Origin of the sequence: Streptomyces violaceusniger Tu 4113, from assembly GCF_000147815.2 — a bacterium.
GTDB classification, from domain to species: Bacteria; Actinomycetota; Actinomycetes; order Streptomycetales; family Streptomycetaceae; genus Streptomyces; species Streptomyces violaceusniger_A.
The window spans coordinates 1,287,836-1,305,936 of sequence record NC_015957.1; the positions used below are offsets into that span (position 1 = coordinate 1,287,836).

At 71.1% G+C, this 18,101-nt stretch carries 15 protein-coding genes; 8 read left to right on the forward strand and 7 right to left on the reverse strand.

From position 1 onward, the window contains the following. Positions 1-3: 3 nt before the first annotated feature. Positions 4-1,011, forward strand: coding sequence for an ABC transporter ATP-binding protein (locus STRVI_RS05810; protein ID WP_014054684.1), 1,008 nt, complete (start codon positions 4-6; stop codon positions 1,009-1,011). Next, positions 1,004-2,029: an ABC transporter ATP-binding protein gene (locus STRVI_RS05815; protein ID WP_014054685.1), complete on the forward strand. Its 1,026-nt coding sequence runs from the start codon at positions 1,004-1,006 to the stop codon at positions 2,027-2,029. The genes STRVI_RS05810 and STRVI_RS05815 overlap by 8 nt, the downstream gene beginning before the upstream one ends. Here the strand turns inward: STRVI_RS05815 and STRVI_RS05820 are convergent. Then, the gene (locus STRVI_RS05820) at positions 2,019-2,555 is read right to left on the reverse strand and encodes a hypothetical protein (protein ID WP_014054686.1); all 537 of its coding nucleotides are present in this window, start codon (positions 2,553-2,555) and stop codon (positions 2,019-2,021) included. The two genes, STRVI_RS05815 and STRVI_RS05820, sit on opposite strands and share 11 nt — an antisense overlap. Here STRVI_RS05820 and STRVI_RS05825 point away from each other — a divergent pair. Further along, positions 2,554-3,339 (forward strand): GNAT family N-acetyltransferase, encoded by a 786-nt coding sequence (locus tag STRVI_RS05825; RefSeq protein WP_043235455.1) that lies wholly within the window; start codon positions 2,554-2,556, stop codon positions 3,337-3,339. The genes STRVI_RS05820 and STRVI_RS05825 overlap by 2 nt on opposite strands. Positions 3,340-3,427: 88 nt before the next feature. On the opposite strand, the gene STRVI_RS05830 is transcribed toward STRVI_RS05825, so the two are convergent. From STRVI_RS05830 to STRVI_RS05850, 5 genes are all read right to left on the reverse strand, one after another. Further along, positions 3,428-4,573, reverse strand: a complete 1,146-nt coding sequence (locus STRVI_RS05830) for an ABC transporter ATP-binding protein (protein WP_014054688.1) — start codon at positions 4,571-4,573, stop codon at positions 3,428-3,430. Positions 4,574-4,599: 26 nt separating this feature from the next. Next, a complete protein-coding gene (locus tag STRVI_RS05835) occupies positions 4,600-5,673 on the reverse strand; it encodes an ABC transporter ATP-binding protein (RefSeq protein ID WP_014054689.1) in 1,074 nt (357 codons plus the stop codon). Positions 5,674-5,692: 19 nt separating this feature from the next. Beyond that, positions 5,693-6,670, reverse strand: a complete 978-nt coding sequence (locus tag STRVI_RS05840; RefSeq protein WP_014054690.1) for an ABC transporter permease — start codon at positions 6,668-6,670, stop codon at positions 5,693-5,695. A gap of 91 nt (positions 6,671-6,761) precedes the next feature. Beyond that, complete coding sequence (locus STRVI_RS05845) at positions 6,762-8,555, reverse strand: ABC transporter substrate-binding protein (RefSeq protein ID WP_043238030.1); 1,794 nt, start codon at positions 8,553-8,555, stop codon at positions 6,762-6,764. A gap of 71 nt (positions 8,556-8,626) precedes the next feature. After that, entirely contained in the window at positions 8,627-9,631 is a 1,005-nt protein-coding gene (locus tag STRVI_RS05850; protein WP_014054692.1) for an ABC transporter permease, read from the reverse strand. 477 nt (positions 9,632-10,108) lie between these two features. On the opposite strand from STRVI_RS05850, the gene STRVI_RS05855 reads away from it, so the two are divergent. Continuing rightward, a complete protein-coding gene (locus STRVI_RS05855) occupies positions 10,109-11,383 on the forward strand; it encodes a hypothetical protein (protein ID WP_014054693.1) in 1,275 nt (424 codons plus the stop codon). Between the two features lie 352 nt (positions 11,384-11,735). Here STRVI_RS05855 and STRVI_RS05860 read toward each other — a convergent pair whose 3' ends face one another. After that, entirely contained in the window at positions 11,736-13,898 is a 2,163-nt protein-coding gene (locus STRVI_RS05860) for a S9 family peptidase (RefSeq protein WP_014054694.1), read from the reverse strand. A gap of 319 nt (positions 13,899-14,217) precedes the next feature. Here STRVI_RS05860 and STRVI_RS05865 point away from each other — a divergent pair, with 319 nt between their 5' ends. The 4 genes from STRVI_RS05865 (at position 14,218) to STRVI_RS47505 (ending at position 18,080) form a co-directional block, all read left to right on the forward strand. After that, the gene (locus STRVI_RS05865; RefSeq protein WP_014054695.1) at positions 14,218-14,412 is read left to right on the forward strand and encodes a hypothetical protein; all 195 of its coding nucleotides are present in this window, start codon (positions 14,218-14,220) and stop codon (positions 14,410-14,412) included. A gap of 62 nt (positions 14,413-14,474) precedes the next feature. Further along, on the forward strand, positions 14,475-15,359 hold the full coding sequence (mshB, locus tag STRVI_RS05870; RefSeq protein ID WP_014054696.1) for an N-acetyl-1-D-myo-inositol-2-amino-2-deoxy-alpha-D-glucopyranoside deacetylase: 885 nt from the start codon (positions 14,475-14,477) through the stop codon (positions 15,357-15,359). Further along, entirely contained in the window at positions 15,356-15,724 is a 369-nt protein-coding gene (locus tag STRVI_RS05875; protein ID WP_014054697.1) for a DUF6113 family protein, read from the forward strand. The genes mshB and STRVI_RS05875 overlap by 4 nt, the downstream gene beginning before the upstream one ends. Before the next feature lie 196 nt (positions 15,725-15,920). After that, a complete protein-coding gene (locus STRVI_RS47505; RefSeq protein WP_014054698.1) occupies positions 15,921-18,080 on the forward strand; it encodes a hypothetical protein in 2,160 nt (719 codons plus the stop codon). Positions 18,081-18,101 lie beyond the last annotated feature (21 nt).

Here is an 18,101-nt window from a genome sequence, read left to right on the forward strand (position 1 = left end):
GCCATGACCCGCCTACTGGAGGTACGGGACCTCCGCGTCGAATTCCGCACCCGGGACGGGGTCGCCGAGGCCGTCGGCGGGGTGAGCTACGGCCTGGACGCGGGCCGCACCCTCGCCGTGCTGGGCGAGTCCGGGTCCGGCAAGTCCGTGACCGCCCAAGCCGTCATGGGCATCCTCGACTCCCCGCCCGGCCGGGTCACCGGCGGCCAAGTGCTGTTCCGGGGGCGGGATCTGCTGACGATGGGCGCGCGGGAGCGCCGCCGGATCCGGGGCGCCGCGATGGCGATGATCTTCCAGGACGCCCTCTCCGCCCTCAACCCGGTGGTCTCCGTGGGCGCCCAGCTCGCCGAGATGTACGAGGCGCACCGGGGGATGTCCCGCAAGGACGCCCGGCGGCGGGCGGTCGAGCTGATGGACCGGGTCCGCATCCCGGCGGCGGGGCAGCGGGCCGGGGACTATCCGCATCAGTTCTCCGGGGGGATGCGCCAGCGCATCATGATCGCCATGGCGATGGCGCTGGAGCCGGAGCTGATCATCGCCGACGAGCCGACCACGGCCCTGGACGTCACCGTCCAGGCCCAGGTGATGGACCTGCTCGCGGAGTTGCGCCGGGAGTACGCCATGGGGCTCGTCCTCATCACCCATGACCTGGGCGTGGTCGCGGACGTGGCCGACACCATCGCCGTGATGTACGCGGGCCGGATCGTGGAGACCGCGCCGGTGCGCGACCTCTACCGCCGCCCCGCCCACCCCTACACCCGCGGACTGCTGGACTCCGTGCCACGCGTGGACCACCGGGGCGAGCGGCTCTACGCGATCAAGGGCGCGCCGCCCAGCCCTCTCACCATGCCCTCCGGCTGCCCCTTCCACCCGCGCTGCCCGCGCGCCCAGGACATTTGCCGCGCCGAACGGCCGCCGCTGTACGAGGTGGCGGCGGACGCCGGGACGGACGCCGGGGCGGACAAACGGACCAGCGCCTGCCACTTCTGGAAGGAGGAGCTGCATGGCTGAGCCCGACGAGCCGGTCCTGGAGGTCCGCGACCTGGCCAAGCTCTATCCCCTGACCCAGGGCGTGGTGGTCAAGCGGCGGATCGGCGCCGTCCGGGCGGTCGACACGGTCTCCTTCGCCCTGCGGCGCGGGGAGACGCTCGGCATCGTCGGCGAGTCCGGCTGCGGCAAGTCCACCGTGGCCAAGCTGCTGGTCAGCCTGGAACGGCCGACCGCCGGGACGATCCACTACCGGGGCGAGGACATCACCCGGCTCTCGGGCCGCGCGCTGCGGGCCGTCCGCCGCAACATCCAGATGGTCTTCCAGGACCCGTACACCTCGCTCAACCCGCGCATGACGGTGGGCGACATCATCGGCGAGCCCTTCGAGATCCACCCCGAGGCGGCCCCCAAGGGCGACCGGCGGCGGGCGGTCCAGGAGCTGCTGGAGGTCGTGGGGCTCAGCCCGGAGCACCTCAACCGCTATCCGCACCAGTTCTCCGGCGGCCAGCGCCAGCGCATCGGCATCGCCCGGGGCCTGGCGCTACGGCCGGAGGTCATCGTCGCCGACGAGCCGGTCTCGGCGCTGGACGTATCGGTGCAGGCGCAGGTGGTCAATCTGATGGAGCGGCTGCAGGACGAGTTCGGCCTGGCGTACGTCTTCATCGCCCACGATCTGTCGGTGGTCCGGCATATCGCCGACCGGGTCGCCGTGATGTACCTGGGCCGCTTCGCCGAAACGGGAACGGGCCCCGAGATCTACGACCACCCCACCCACCCGTACACCCAGGCCCTGCTTTCCGCCGTCCCGGTTCCCGACCCCGTGGCCCGCACCCGCCGGACCCGCATCCTGCTCCCCGGCGACGTCCCCTCCCCGGCCAACCCGCCCTCCGGCTGCCGCTTCCGCACCCGCTGCTGGAAAGCCCAGGAGCGCTGCGCGACGGAGACGCCGGTGCTGGCGGTGCCGACGGACCTGGCGGGCCCCGCCGCCCACGCCTCGGCCTGCCACTTCGCGGAGGAGCGCACGGAGGTCAGGGCATGATGTCGAAGATGCTCCCGCCGGACCCGCGCCCCAGCCCGCTGCCCTGCCCCGGCCCGCCGCCCTGCCCCGGGCGCAGCCGGTGCACCGGGTGGACACGCAACTGAACGTGCGGGGCGAACGCCCGCACCGCGGCGGCGAGCCGGGTGGGGTCCACCTTCCAGAAGGCGATGACGCGGTTGTTCCTGACGACCTGGTACTCGATATGCGGCGCCGCACTTGCGGCGAGCTGCGGGCTGATCTTCACGTCGGGGCCGGGAACGTCCGGCACGCCCTGCCGCAACTTCAGACCTATCCGCCGTATCGGCCTCTCCAGTTCCTTTTTCGTGGCCCACACGACGACGGCTTCGATGTCCCGCCACGGCACGACGGCCAAGAACCGGTGGTATCGCGTCACGGGGCCGCCCAGGGTGACGCCCGACTCATCGGCCCGGAAGGCCACCAGCCGCTTCCAGCCGACGCCCGAGAAGAGCTGAAAGGGTGTGCGGGTGTAGTACTCCTGATAGACCGGAGGATGAGGAACAGCCATGCCAGGACCCTATGATGCGCGGCGCGTCCAGGACTTCCGGATCTCCTTTGCCCGTCGTCAGGCCGGTGAGGTGCGGGAGGTGCCGGGGGGATTCCTGGTGCTGCATGCGGGCTACGCACGCTCCCATGAGCACAATCAGCTCCATATCGTCGGGCCCGCCGACCCCGAGGGGCTTCCCGCGCTCGCCGACGAGGTCATGGCCTTCCTTCCGCACCGCCGGATCACGGTCCATGACGAGGCGCTGGGACTTCTCTGTGTGCCCGCGCTCGAACGGGCCGGGTACGGCCATGTGACCGAGGTGCTGATGGTCCACACCGGGCCGGTGCCGGCGGCCGCGGCGGCCGATGTGGTGGAGCGGGAGCTGGGGCCGGATCCGCACGGGCCGCTGCGGCGGGCGGTGACGGCGCAGCAGCGGCGGTGGATGCCGGACGCGGACGAGCGGACCGTGCACGACCTCGTGGAGCGGCGTACCGCGCGGCGGGCCGGGGCCGAGGAGGTGCTCTTCCTCGCCGCCCACGACGACAGCGGCGAGGTCGCCTCCTGGGCCGATCTGTACCTGGAGCCCGCCGCCGGGATCGCCCAGATCGAGGAGGTGGCGACGGCCGAGCCGTACCTGCGCCGCGGCCACGCCGACGCCGTCCTGACCGCGGCGCTGCGCCGCGCGGCCGCCGCGGGGTGCGGGCTGCGGTTCCTCGTCGCCGACCAGGACGACTGGCCGCTGCACTGGTACGGCCGCCGCGGGTTCACCGCCATCGGCCGTGCGCATGCCTTCTCGCGCTTCTGAGATCGCCGGGACCGCATAGGCTCCCGGGCTTCTGGGCTTCTGCCGGGCTTCTGGGCTTCTGCGCTTCTGAGCCCGAGCAGCCAGTCCCTTACGGCTCCTTGCGCGGTGGCGCTCCCGTCGCCGACTCCGCCGCGATCAGCGCCGGGTCGAGGACGACGTCCTCCTCGCGGGCCTCGAGGGTCGGGTCCTCGGGGAAGTGGCAGGCGGACAGATGGCCCTCGCGGTTGCCGTCCAGGCGCAGGAGCGGCGGCTCTTCCTGCGCGCACTTGTCCTGGGCCTTCCAGCAGCGGGTGCGGAAGCGGCAGCCGGAGGGCGGGTTGATGGGGGAGGGGACGTCCCCGGCGAGCCGGATGCGTTCGCGGCGGGCGGCCTCTTCGGTATCCGAGGCGTCCGCTGTGTCCTTGACGTTCTCGGCCATCAGCACCGCCGCGTCCGGCACCGCGGACAGCAGGGCGTGGGTGTACGGGTGGCGGGGGCGGTGGTAGATGGAGTCGCGGTCGCCCACCTCGACCACCTTGCCCAGGTACATCACGGCGACGCGCTGCGAGAAGTGGCGTACGACGGCGAGGTCATGGGCGATGAACAGGAAGGCGATGCCCAGTTCCCGCTGGAGCTTCTGGAGGAGATTGACGACCTGCGCCTGGATGGAGACGTCCAGCGCCGAGACCGGCTCGTCGGCGACGATCAGCTTGGGTTCCAGGGCGAGTGCGCGGGCCACGCCGATGCGCTGGCGCTGGCCGCCGGAGAACTCGTGCGGGAAGCGGTTGTAGTGCTCGGGGTTGAGGCCCACGATCTCCAGCAGTTCGCGCACCCGGCCCTCGCGGCCGCCCGGCGGATTGATGCCGTTGATCTCCATGGGGCCGGAGATGATGGTGCCGACGGTCTGCCGGGGGTTCAGCGAGGAGTACGGATCCTGGAAGATCATCTGGATCTCGGAGCGGATCGGGGCCAGCTCCTTGCGGCCCGCGTGGGTGATGTCCTGGCCCCGGTAGGTGATCTTCCCGGCGGTGGGCTCCAGCAGCCTGGTCAGCAGCCGGCCCGTGGTGGACTTGCCGCAGCCGGACTCGCCGACCAGCCCGAAGCTCTCCCCGGCGTGCACGGTCAGATCGACCCCGTCCACCGCTTGCACGGCCCCGATCTTCCGTTTGAAGGGAAAGCCGCCCATGATCGGGAAGTGTTTGGTCAGCTTCTCGGTGACCAGGAGAGGTTCGGGTGTGCCCGACTCGATGCTCATGCGTCAGCGCTCCTAGGCCCTGGCCCCTAGCCCAGCCGGGGCTTGATCTGCTCGGTGAAGAGGGTCTGTTTCCGCTCGGCGCTCAGGTGGCAGGCGGCGCCGCGGCCGTCCGGCAGCACGGGCCGCTCGGTGGCGCAGCGGTCGCCCTCCACCTGGTCGGTGTAGTGGCACCGCGGATGGAAGGGACAGCCCGGCGGGGGGCTGAGCAGGCTCGGCGGGGAGCCGGGGATGGGGTTCAGCGGCTCGTCCACGGCGGAGGACAGCCGTGGCATGGAGCCCAGCAGCCCCCAGGTGTACGGATGCTGGGGCGCACGCAGCACCTCGCGGACCGTACCGCGCTCCACGGCCCGGCCCGCGTACATCACCAGCAGATCGTCGGCGGTGTTGGCGACCACGCCCAGGTCATGGGTGATGAGGATGATCGCGGAGCCGAACTCCTGCTGCAGGTCCTTCAGCAGATCCAGGATCTGGGCCTGGACGGTGACGTCGAGGGCGGTGGTCGGCTCGTCGGCGATCAGCAGATCGGGGTTGCAGACCAGCGACATCGCGATCATCGCGCGCTGCCGCATCCCGCCGGAGAACTGGTGCGGATAATCGTCCACCCGCAGGCCGGGGTTGGGGATGCCGACCTTCTCCAGCATCTCGATCGCCCGGGAGCGGGCCTCGCTCTTGGAGGCGCCGGTGTGCTTGCGGTACGGCTCGGCTATCTGGCGGCCCACCGTGTAGTACGGCGACAGGGCGGTCAGCGGATCCTGGAAGATCATCGCCATGGTGTTGCCGCGCAGCCGCTCCAGGGTGCGCTCGGGCGCCCCGGTCAGCTCCTGCCCGCCCAGCAGGATCTCGCCGCTGACGGTGGTGGTGCGCGGGTCGTGCAGGCCGAGGACGGTGAGGTTGGTGACGGACTTGCCGGAGCCGGACTCGCCGACGATGCCGAGCGTCCGGCCGCGTTCGAGGTCGAAGGAGAGGCCGTCGACGGCCTTGACGACGCCGTCCTCGGTCGAGAACCGGACGTACAGATCGCGTACGGACAGGAAGGCGCCGTCGCCGGGGCCGGCCGGTGGGGGCGTCGCGCCGTCGTCGGGCTTGGTGAGTGTGGTCATCTCGGCAGCTCCGGGTCTGTCAGGCGAGGCGCACGCGCGGGTCGATGAAGGCGTAGGCGGCGTCGACCAGGATGTTGAACACCACGATGGCCGCGGAGCTGACCAGCATCACGCCCATCAGCATGGGCAGATCGGTGAGCTGGACGGATTCCACCGCCAGCCGCCCGATGCCGTGCAGGGTGAAGGTGTACTCGGTGACCATGGCCCCGCCGAAGAGCGATCCGAGGTCGATGCCGAAGATGGTGATGATGGGGGCGATGGCGCCGCGCCAGGCGTAGCGGAAGAAGACCGTACGGCTGGAGAGTCCCTTGGCTCTCGCCGTGCGGACATGGTCCTCCTGCAGTTGCTCGACCATCTGGGAGCGGGTCATCCGACTGTAGTTGGCCAGGAAGATCAGGGAGAGCACCACCCAGGGCAGCAGCATCCCGCTGAACCACTTCGCCGGATTGTCGGTGAAGGGGTAGTAGGCGGGCTGGTCCATGATCCCCAGACCGCTGACGAACCAGGCCAGGGCGAGCACTCCGACGAAGTAGATCTGCATCGAGGCGCCGAGCAGCGACAGCGAGCTGAAGAACTTGTCGATCCAGGTGCCGCGCCGCCAGGCCGCGATCATGCCGATGCCGATCCCGCAGACCAGGAACACGGCGGCACCGCCGAGGGCGAGCGAGAGGGTGGTGGGGAAGCGGTCGGCGATGGTGCCCCAGACGGGCTCCTGGCTGACGAAGGAGTAGCCGAAGCAGGGGGCGCTGCAGTGCCCCACGGCGAAGTCCCGCCCGGCGACGATCCCCACCATGAACTTCGCGTACTGGACCGGCACCGGCTGGTCCAGACCCAGGTTCTTGTTGATCATGGCGAGCGAGACGGGGTCGCAGTTCTTGCCGCAGGCGAGCCGGGCCGGTTCGGCGGGCAGGGCGAAGAAGAGGAAGAACGTGATCGCGCTGATCAGGATCAGGATCACGATCGCGCCGAGGGACCGGCGGGCGAGGAATCTCAACATGACGTCGGTGATCTTCCGCTAGGGGCGGGTCCCGGCCGCACCCGCCGATAGGGGTGCGGCCGGGGTCTGCGCTGCCTGGTGACGGCCGCGGCTACTTGATGAAGACGGCCGTCGGGTCCACGGCCCCGTAGACCGAGTTGAACTTCACTCCGCCGATGCCCGAGCCCCAGAGGGTGAACAGCCGGTTGTAGAAGGTCGGGACCGCGGGGACGTCATCGGTGAGGATCTTCTCGCTGAGCTTGATCCACTCCGAGGTGGCCCGGCTCAGGTCGCCGACCTTGGCGACCTTGCCGATCTCCGCGTTGACCGCCGGGACGTCGAGGTGCGAGTAGTTCGAGGAGTCGTCGTAGACGTTCTCGCCGCCGTACACCGGCGGGACCACGGTCGAGGCGGATGGCCAGTCGGCACCCCACGAGGACCGGTACAGGTCGAACTTGTTCTTGACCTTTCCGATCTGCGTGTAATAGGTCGACTGGTCGATCTCCTTCTTCTGCACCTTGAACCCGGCCCGCTCCAGGGCCCGCTGGACGACCACCGAGGCGTCCTGGTGGGTGTCGCCGTTGCCGTAGGCGTAGACGAGCTCGTAGTTCTCCTTGCCCGCCTCCTTCAGCAGCTCCCTGGCCTTCTTGGCGTTGCCGCCGGGGTACTTCTTCTTCTGGAACGGGTCGAAGGAGGGGTCGTAGCCCTTGAGCGTGGGGCCGACCAGCCCGCCGCCGACCTCACCGCCCTTGGGGCCGCCGAACTGCTGGAGGTACTGCCCGCTGGGGAAGGCCCAGGCGATCGCCTCGCGCACCTTCTTGTCCTTGACCCGATCGGTGTTGATCGAGACGACGTCCACATAGGGCTGCGTCTCGGTCAGCGACCGGGCCATCGCCTCCTTGTCCTTGAGGACCGTGGAGATCTGCGAGGGGTCGACCGCGTTGGTGAGCGTCATCCCGTTCCGGTCGGCGCCCTTGCTGGCCTGGAGCCGGCGGGTGGAGTCCACCCACTGGTGGCCGAAGGAGATGTCGAACCCGTCGACGTACTGATGACGTATCGAGTCGGTCCTGGGGTCCCACTGGTCGTTCTTGACGAACTCGACGCCCTTGCCCGACTTGAAGTTCCGGACTTTGTACGGGCCCGAGGCCAGCGGGGCCTTGTCGTACTTCTCCTTGGTGTCCTTGCCCGGCGGCACCGCGCTGATATTGGGCATGGCGACCGCGAACGGCACCTCGGCGCGCGGCTGGTCGAAGTGGAAGACGATGGTCTTGCCGTCCGGGGTGTCCAGCACCGACGAGGGCAGATGCTTGCCCTTGTAGGGGCCGTCCGGAAGCGCCTTGCGGTACTTCTGGCCCTCACCGGAGAGCCACTGCTGCAGATACGTCGGCCCGTTCGTCTGATACGGCGCGTAGAGCCGCTCGACGGCCTGCCGGACGTCCTTGGAGGTGATGGGCGAGCCGTCCTCGTACTTCAGCCCGTCCTTGAGGGTGTACGTCCAGGTGCGGCCGCCGTCGGAGGACTTGCCGGTGTCGGTGGCGAGGTCGCCGACCAGCTTGGCCTTGCCCGTCTTGTCGTCGAACTGGTAGTTCGTCAGCGTCCGGTTGTAGAGGGTCTGCGCGATCAGCTCATCGCTGACGTAGATCTGCCCCGGGTCCAGATGCTCGAAGGCGTCCCGCTGCAGCACCGTGACGGTGCCGCCCTTCTTGGCGCCCGGCAGGTCCTTGGCCGGTCCGGTGGAGTCGGCGGCGGTGCCGAGGGTGACGTCCTGGGACTCCATCCTGGGCTCGTTCGACCCCTTGGGATTTGAGCCGCCGCCTCCGCTGCTGCACCCCGCGAGCGCCAGGGCGCCCGCGGTCAGGGCGACGGCATAGGTACGGGCTCTGCGGCTGTTCTTCTTCGGCGTCATCGTGGTCACTGCACCTGCCTCATCGGACGGAAGACTTGCCGTTCTCTGCCTTGGGCCCTCCGGCCCCCCGGTCACCGCGTGGTCTTCGGGTCCATCGCGTCCCGGACCGAGTCCCCGAGCAGGTTGAAGGCGACCACGAAGACCACCATGGCGATGCCGGGGAAGAACATGTAGGTGATGTCGCCCTCGTAGAAGTTCGCGCCCTTGGCGAACATCCGGCCCCAGTCGGGGGTCGGCTCCACCACGCCGACGCCGAGGAAGGACAGCGCCGCTTCCGTCGTCACGAAGTTCGGCAGCATCAGCGTGGACTGCACCAGGATGGGCGTGACGAGGTTGGGCAGCAGCTCCTTGCGGACGATCCGCCACGGCGAGGCGCCGGTCACCCTGGCCGCCTCGACGAACTCACGCTCCCTCAGGGACAGCACTTGGCCGCGCAGCAGCCGGGCGAGCTGCATCCAGCCCAGCAGCCACAACACCATCACCAGGGCCGTCACCCGGAAATAGGTGGGCGTCTCCTTCTGCGGGCTGACGAACAGCGCGGTCACCACCGGCATGAAGGCGACGAAGAAGAGCTGCTGCGGAAAGGACAGCAGCAGATCGATGAGCCGGCCGAGGAAGTAGTCGGTGCGGCCGCCCAGATAGCCCGCCACCACGCCGATCACGATGCCGGTGACCGTGGACAGCACGGTCGCGGCCAGCCCGATCAGCAGCGAGGTGCGGATGCCGTAGACGAGCTGGGTCAGCACATCGCGGCCCAGCTTGGGCTCGATGCCGAACCAGAACTCCCCGTCGATGCCCCCGTTGGGCTTCATCGGATAGCTGGTGAGGGGGTCCAGCAGCGCGGGCCGGTCCAGGCCGTAGGTGGTGTACGGATCCTTGCCGTACAGCCAGGAGATCACCGGCGCCAGCACGGCGACGGCGAAGAAGAAGATCACCAAGCATGCGGAGACGACACCCGTGCGGTCGCGCTTGAAGCGCCGCCACATGAGTTGGCGGGGCGCCAGACCGGCCGGCGCCTCGCCCTCCGTGCCCGGTGCGGCCTTTTCGACCACGCCGGACTGGGATGGAGTCGTCATCGCGTAGCGTCCCCCCGCACTGGTGTCACACCGTCAACTCGCGTTGTCTATGCGCGTCATGTCGCCGCCCGCTCGCCAAGGTGGTGCGTGCGTACCGGGTTGAGCGGACTTTCGCAATCGGGGAACGGCCCAGTCAAGGGGCCGGGGAGGGTGGATGTGCTGCTCATTCGAGTCTTGAGCGAAGATTTGGCAGATCGAGGTCAGGGCGTGCTTGACAGGGACTCCTCATAGGAGACAAAGCATGTTCTATGCGCAGGAAGCGCGTTAACACGTCGGCAACTCATCCGTCGCAACACCGATATACGGACGCGTCAGGCTGAACTGCGTACGGCCGTGCGGGTGCCGTGGACCGGTCGGGGCGCGCCATATGGCCCCGGCCGGTCGCCCCCCTTCCGCGGCCGCCGGACGGTCACGATCCGTATTTTTCTTCGCCTCGCGACGGTTGCCCGGGGTACGAGGCGGGGGAAACCTACGGCTATGGGGCAGGGACGGATACTCAACAGCGGAGGGCGCCTTTTCGGGGCGCTCGTCTGCGCGGTTCTCGGGCTGATCTCGCTGGCGTGGATCATCCACGACCTCGACAAGGCCGACGAGGCGAACCATCTGTGGTGGACGTGGGCGGGGCTGCCGTTCCGGGCCACCGGAGGGATCTTCGGTTCCTCCCTGCTCGACCTCGTGCTGCTGCTGGTCTACGTGGTAGTCGGGATCACCGCCCTGCGCTCACCGGCCGCCGCGGGCGCGCTCGGCACGGTCGCGGTGGTGACCGTCGCGGTGCGCCTGCCCAGCCTGTGGAACCTGAACTCCGACTGGCTGCAGGGCATCCCCGGCGATCTGAAGACGCGGGCCAACCTCAGCGCCTGGGCGCAGGTGGTCCTCGGGGGCCTGCTGCTGGCCGTGGTGGCCGCCGTCCGACGCCCCGCCGACCTCGCCCCGCCCGGGCACCTGGCCTCGCCCGCCGACCGGCCGCCGGGCCGCCCCTCGCCCGGGGCGGCGGTCACCGGCGCGCTGTTCCTGGGCGCCGGCGGGGCCGTCATCGCCGCCTGGCAGATCTACTGGGCCCAGGAGCGGGGCTGGGAGATCTACAAGTACCTGCTCACCGGCAAGCACACGCTGCCCACCCTGCTCTCGCCGCCCGGTGCCTGGACGGCGTGGGCGGCGGTCGCACTGTGCCTGGCCGCCGCGGCGGCCGCGCTCGCGCGTGCCCCGCTGGCGCGTCCGCTGGGGATGACGGCGGCGGCGCTGGTCATGGTGACGGGGATCAGCGAGGCGTCGCTCTACATCAAGCTGGACTATGTGGACCACCTCAGCGATCTGCCGACGGTGGGCGTGCTCAGCGTGCTCACCGGCTTCTTCGAGGCCATCGCGGGGCTGATCGCCCTCCTGGCGCTGGCTCGGCGGGGCGTTGAGGAGGGGGTCGACGGCGCCGCGTTCACCGGGGTGCCGGGGCCGGGCGCCCCGGCGTACGGCGGCTATGACGGCTATGGGTCCGGCGGTTACGACGGCTATGGGCCCGGGGGCTACGGCGACGGTTCTGGGGCCGGAGGCTACGGCGGTGGCTACGGGAGCGGGGGTTACGGGAGCGGCGGACACGGGAGTGGCGGCTACGGCGGTGGCGGCTATGGCGGCGGGGGATACGGCCCGCCGCCGCCCAGCATCCCGCCGCTGGTGCCCCCGCCGCCCGGGGCCCCGCCCGCCGCGCCCCCGCCGCCGTCCGCACCCCCCGCGCCTCCCGCACCGCCGCCGGGCTGGTGACGGCGGGCTGGTGACGGCGGACCAGCGCGGCCCTGGGGCCCAGGCCCTGTCCGGTGGATCTTCGCGGGCCCGCGACGCCTGGCACGGCGCCCCCAGCTACCGCTGGGAGGTGCCCCTGCACCAGCCGCCGCGGGCCCCGCGGCGGCAGCCGCTGATGTCACAGGCGCGAAGATCCACCGGCCAGGTGAAGTCCGGTGCGGTTCGGGTGCGCCCCGAAGGGGCGCGGGGCTGTGTCGTTGTACGGCTCCGCCGCGGCTGTGTCGATATGCGGCTCCGCCGCGTGGGACCAGCCACGACGCAGCCGCGGACAAAGCACGGCAGTTTGCGGCTCTTCCGCGGAGCGCCTCGCGGGCTACCGCATCCCGAGGGACCGCTTGAGGAAGTCCACCTGCAGCAGCAGCAGATTCTCCGCGACCTGCTCCTGCGGGGTCATATGGGTCACCCCGGACAGCGGCAGCACCTCATGCGGACGGCCCGCGGCCAACAGCGCCGAGGAGAGCCGCAGGGTGTGCGCGGCCACCACGTTGTCGTCCGCCAGACCGTGGATGATCATCATCGGCCGGGCGGTCTCCGCCGCGCCGGACAGCCCCTCGTCGGTCATCAGCGCGTTGGCGGCGTAAACCTCGGGCTGTTCGTCGGGCAGGCCCAGATACCGCTCGGTGTAGTGGGTGTCGTACAGCCGCCAGTCCGTCACCGGGGCGCCCACCACGCCCGCGTGGAAGACATCGGGGCGGCGCAGCACCGCCAGCGCGGCCAGATAGCCGCCGTAGGACCAGCCGCGGATGGCGACCCGGCCGAGGTCCAGCGGATAGCGCTCGGCGAGCGCCGTCACCGCCTCGACCTGGTCCTCCAGGGTGACCGCGGCCAAGTCGTCGCGTACCGCCTTCTCCCAGGCCGGGGAGCGGCCGGGGGTGCCGCGGCCGTCGGCGACGATCACCGCGAAGCCCTGGTCGGCGAACCACTGCGAGGTGAGGTGGGCGTTGTGCGAGGCGACCACCCGCTGGCCGTGCGGCCCACCGTAAGGATCCATCAGGACCGGCAGCGGTCCGTCGCCCTCCCGGTGGCCGCTGGGCAGCAGCACGGCGCAGGGGATGTCCCGCTTGCCCGCGAAGAGGAGCTCGGGGCGGGCGGTGATGACGGGCCGCTCCGCGTACGAGGCGATCTCGGCGATGCGCTCGGCCGCGCCGTGGTCGGCGGGCCGGAGGATCTCCACGCTCACCCCGGGCCGCTCCAGCCCCGTGTACGCCAGTGCGAGCACCTCACCGCCGCGCGTCGCGGAGTGGACCGCAGGGAAGGGCCGCTTGCCGACCGGCTCCCAGCCGCCCTGGTCGCCGCTGCCCCGGAACCAGGCGCGGTAGACGTCGATCTCGCCCGGCTGCTCGGGCAGCGGAGCACCGGCCCCGGGGGAGGCGGAGAACAGCACGTCGTCCGTGCCGATGTCGAGGACCGCGCGCACCTGGAGGGCACCGGACGTCAACTTGCGGTCGCCGACCATCAGCACCCGGGCGCCGCCCTCATCCGCGATGCGGACGAGGCGTCCGTCCTCCGTCCAGGCCGGCACCCCGGGGAAAAGATCCAGCCAAACCGCGTCCTCGTCGACATGGACCGTGCTGGTCCGTCCGGTGTCGGTGTCCACGGCCAGGTAGAGCTGGCTGCGCTGGTCCCTGGCCTGGACCAGAAGCAGGGGCGGACCGTAGGCCGACCAGTGCACCCGCGCGAGGTACGGATAGCGCTCCCGGTCCCACTCGATCTCCGTACGGGAGCCGTCCAGGCCGAGCAGAACCAGCCGCACCTCGGCGTTGGCGGTGCCCGCGGCCGGATAGGCGGCCTCCGCGGGCTTTTGGCCAGGGTGGGCCGGGTCGGCGAGCCACCAGCGCTGTACGGGGGCGTCGTCGGCCCGGGCGGCCAGCAGGGCGTCGCTCCGCGGCGACCACCAGAAGCCGCGTGAGCGGTCCATCTCCTCGGCCGCGATGAACTCCGCGAGGCCGTAGGTGACGGTGTCCTCCTCCGGCTCCGCGAGCGCCCGGTCGTCCGCGCCGTCCGCGCCCGTGACCCGCAGCGCCCCGCCCGCCGCATAGGCGATATGGCGGCCGTCGGGCGAGGGGCGCGGGTCCACGACCGGACCGGGGACGCGCAGCTCGCGGGTGGTGCCCGCGGGCAGATCGGTGGTGAAGAGCCGTCCGGAGAGGGCGAACGCGGCCCGCTCGACGGCGGTGTCCACCGCGTAGCCGACCACTCCGGCCGACCCCTCGCGGCTGCGCTCGCGCCGCGCCCGCTCCTCGGGGGACAGCTCCTCGCCGGCGCCGGCGAGCAGCTCGGCCGGGTCGGCGGCGGGGTACTCGCGCTGCCCGGCGAGGTCGTGCACCCACAGGACGCCGGTCCGGTCGGTGCCCGAGCGGGAGCGCAGGAAGACGACGCGTGAATCGTCGGGGGCCACGGCGAGGGCCCGCGGTGCCCCGAGGGTGAACCGTTGGGTCCGCGCGTGCTGCCGTGGGAACGAGAGCTGTCCGGTCATAGGGCGAGCGTACGGCTCAGGATCAGCGCGAGGGAGAGTACGGATCGGTAGGCCGGGGCGGCGTTGCCCCTGGCACGGTCCGGCCGGAACGAGGTGGGGGTCAACCGGCCCCGTGTGATGGCGAGATGGCGCATAACCACCGAGAAAGCGCCCCGGGGGCGCGGAAGTTCGTGCGATCAGGCATGCGCCCCTGTCATGCTCCCGTGCACCGAGTCATGTGTACACCGCCATAGTTATGATCGATTGCGCATAGTGGGTAGCCCCTCTGTGGCATCAATATGTTGTCCGTCCGAGTGCGTGTATCTGGAGGTGAGCCGCTGTGGCGCTCTCGATCTCGGTATCAGTGCTATTGCTGATCATCGTCTTCATGCTCGTGAACAAGGCAGGGCTGAAGGCGGTTCATGCGGTCGTCTGTGTCCTCCTCGGCTTCTACCTGGCGAGTTCTTCGGTAGCCCCGACGATCGACGACCTCACCACCAATGTGGCGGACATGATCGGCGGCGTGAAGATCTGACCCCGAGCGGGGCCGGGGCGTGCGACCCGTGGGCACTGGTGTGCGAATCGTAGGCTGTGCCCATGACCGCTCTTCCCGCCCGTCGTCTGCTGCTGGTGCACGCACATCCGGACGACGAGTCGATCAATAACGGCGCGACCATGGCGAAATATGCCGCCGAGGGCGCATACGTCACCCTGGTGACCTGCACCCTCGGTGAGGAGGGCGAGGTCATCCCGCCTGCCCTCGCACATCTCGCCGCCAACCGCGACGACGCGCTCGGTCCGCACCGGATCGGCGAACTCGCCGCGGCCATGGGTGCCTTGGGGGTCGAGGACCACCGCTTCCTGGGCGGTCCCGGCCGCTATCGCGACTCCGGGATGATGGGCGCCCCGCAGAACGACCGGCCGGACTGCTTCTGGCAGGCCGACCTGGACGAGGCCGCGGGGCACCTGGTGGCCGTGGTCCGCGAGATCCGGCCACAGATTCTCGTGACGTACGACACCCATGGGGGGTACGGCCACCCCGATCACATCCAGGCACACCGCGTGGCGATGCGCGCCGTGGAACTGGCCGCCGACGCGGACTTCCGCCCGGAGCTCGGCGAGCCGCACGACATCGCGAAGGTCTACTGGAACTGCGTGCCGCGCTCGGCTGTCGAGGAGGGCTTCGCCCGGCTGCGGGCCGCGGGCCGTGACTCGCTCTTCCCCGGCGTCGCCACGGTCGACGACGTCCCCGGAGTGGTGCCGGACTCGGACGTCACCGCGTTCATCGACGGCACCGCCCACACCGGGGCGAAGGCGGCGGCGATGCGCGCCCACGCCACCCAGATCGCGGTGGACGGACCCTTCTTCGCGCTCTCCAACGATCTGGCCCAGCCGATGTTCGTCCATGAGCACTACCGGCTGGTCAAGGGCGATGCCGGGGCGGGCCGCGAGGACGACCTGTTCGCGGGGGTGGCGGCATGACGGCCCCGCGCCTGGGCGGATACGCCCTGCTCGCCGTGGCCGGGGTGCTGGTCGGCGCCGCGGGTGCGCTGGTCCAAGCGGCATGGTTCCCCGGCGGGTTGCTGCTGGCGCTGCTCGCGATCGCGGGCCTGTGCTACGGCGGGGTCAAGGCCGCGGGTGCCCGGATGGGCGGCGGAGTGCCCGCGGGGGCCTGGACGGTGGCCGTGTTGCTGCTCACTTCCTCCCGCTCGGAAGGGGATTTCCTTTTCGGCGCCGGGCTGGGGTCGTACGCTTTCCTCCTCGGCGGGATGTTCATCGGTGTGATGTGCGCCACGTTGCCTCTGGTGCCGCAACCTCCTGGCCCGCCGGTCCGACTTGGTAAGTGACGTGACGTTTTCGGCACGACGTCCTCGGCGCTTGGAGGCCCTTCGGACATGCGGCGAAGGGTGCGCCTCGGGCGTACCGGATGCGGTGATCCGGCGGCCGTCAAGTGCGCGTCCGCACCGCCCAGTATGGTGGTGCCGCCGCCGAGCCGCCCGCGTGAGGTCTGACGGGCGGCGGAGCTAACTGGGAGAACCTGCTTTGAGCCGTGAATCTGACAGTTCGTCCTCCGGGCCCCGGGAGGGAAGCGGCGGTGCCGCCTACCCGTCGGGCACCCCGCCGTACGGATCCCGCCAGTACCCCTCGCCGAACCCCACGCAGGAGGTTCCGCAGGAGTTCGCCGACGACGGGCAGGCGCGGGCCGCGGCCAAGCCGGAGGAGCCGAAGACCGAGACCACGCTGACGACCCGGATCAAGATCAACATTCCGGGATCGCGGCCCATTCCGCCGGTGGTCATGCGCACGCCCGTCGCGGAGGACGGCGTGCCCGCGCAGCGCTCCGGGGGGGACGACGACGCCCCCGAGCCCACCAGCGCCCTGCCCCGGGTCGACTACCCGCCGACGCCGGAGCGCGGGGTGTCGGCCGAGCCCGGCGGGCCCAACGAGCCTTCCGGGAACCGCGAGAAGAAGGGCGACGGCGAGCAGCGGACCAGCGACTGGTTCTCGCCCCGTAGGCCCAGGGGCGGTTCGTCGGCCACCGGCAGTACGCCGACGCCGCCGATGACCCCGGCCCCGGAGACCACTCAGGGGTTCCCGGCGCCGGACACCACCCAGGGGTTCCCCTCTCCGGAGGTCACCCAGGGGTTCCCGGCCCCGCAGCAGGGCGGCGGCCCCGTCGCCGATCTGCCGTACTTCACCGACGCCCAGGCCCCGTCCGGGCACCCCGAGCCGACCGGGCCCACCACCGGCCCGGTCACCGGCGACATGTTCATGCCGCCGTCCGGCCCCGGCGCGGGCCCGCACGACAGCGAGCTGCTGGCCCCGCCCGGACCGGGCCCCGCCGGCGGCCTGTACGGCGGCGACCCGCAGACGCCACCGGGCGGGGTGGGTCCGCTGGCCGGCGGCGGCCCGGCCGCCCAGCCGCCGACCCCGCCGGGCGGCTCTCCGATGTCCGGCAGTCTCGGCGCCACCACCGGCGCGGGCCCGCTGACCGGCCCCGGGGAGGGGTTCAGGGACGACCTCGGGAGCGATCCGTCCCCCTCCCTGTTCCGCGACCCCGAGCCCACGCCGGGCGGCGGGGTGCCGCCGGACCAGATCTCCAGCGACACGCTGGTCAGCGGGGTGCCCGTGGTGCCGTCGGGCGAGGGCCGGTCCAGGCCGCCCGCGCCGCCCGCCCCGGGCGGCCTCGGGGCCCCGGCGCCCGGTGGCAACAGCGCCCCGGCGCCGTCCGCCCCGAAGGCCGGCAAGCCCAAGAAGAAGGGCCGTTCCAAGGTCGTCATGGTCGCGGGCCTGCTGTTGGTGATCGCGGGCGGGGCCTACGCCGCCGGGCTGGTGATGAACCACGCCGATGTGCCGAACGGCACCACCGTCCTCGGCGTCGACATCGGCGGCAGCTCCAAGCAGGTCGCCGTCGACAAGCTGGACGCCGCGCTGGGCAAGCGCACCACCGCCCCGCTGACGGTGTCGGTCGACGGCCAGCAGAAGGAGATCAAGCCCTCCGTCGCGGGCCTGGCGCTCGACACCGAGGCCACGGTCCGGGACCTCGCGGGCCGGGACTACAACCCGGTCACCGTGATCGGCTCGCTCTTCGGCGGCACCCATGAGGCCGACCCCGCGGTCACGGTCGACGAGGAGAAGCTGCGGGACGCCCTGGAGCGGCTCGCGGGCGACTCCGGCACGGCCCGCGAGGGCGGCATCGACTTCAGCTCCGGCAAGCCCGTCGCGGTGTACGGCAAGGAGGGCAAGGGGCTGAGCGTGGACACGGCGGTCAAGGCCGTCTCGGAAGGGTTCCGGCTCCGCGCCGAGACCGGCCGGAACAAGGCCATCACCCTGCCGGTCGCCGTGCGGCGCCCCACGGTCAGCGACGCCGAGGTCGACCGGAAGATGAAGAGCTTCGCCAAGCCCGCGATGTCGGGTCTGGTCACGGTGCGGACGGACGCCCAGCACTCGATTCCGTTCGGCCCGGACAAGTCGCTGCCGAAGATCCTTTCCATGAAGGTGATCGACGGCAAGCTGGTGGAGCACTACGACCTGCCCGTCCTCAAGCAGTTGTACGGCAGCACCTTCGACGGCGTTCTGCTCGAACGGGGCGACGGCAGCAAGAAGCCCGTCACCCCGGAGGACGTGGAGTCCGCGCTGCGGCAGGCGCTGCTCGGCAAGACGCCGAGCGACCGCATCGGCGTCATCGGCAAGGACAACTGAGCGGGCCCCGCCCGTTCACCA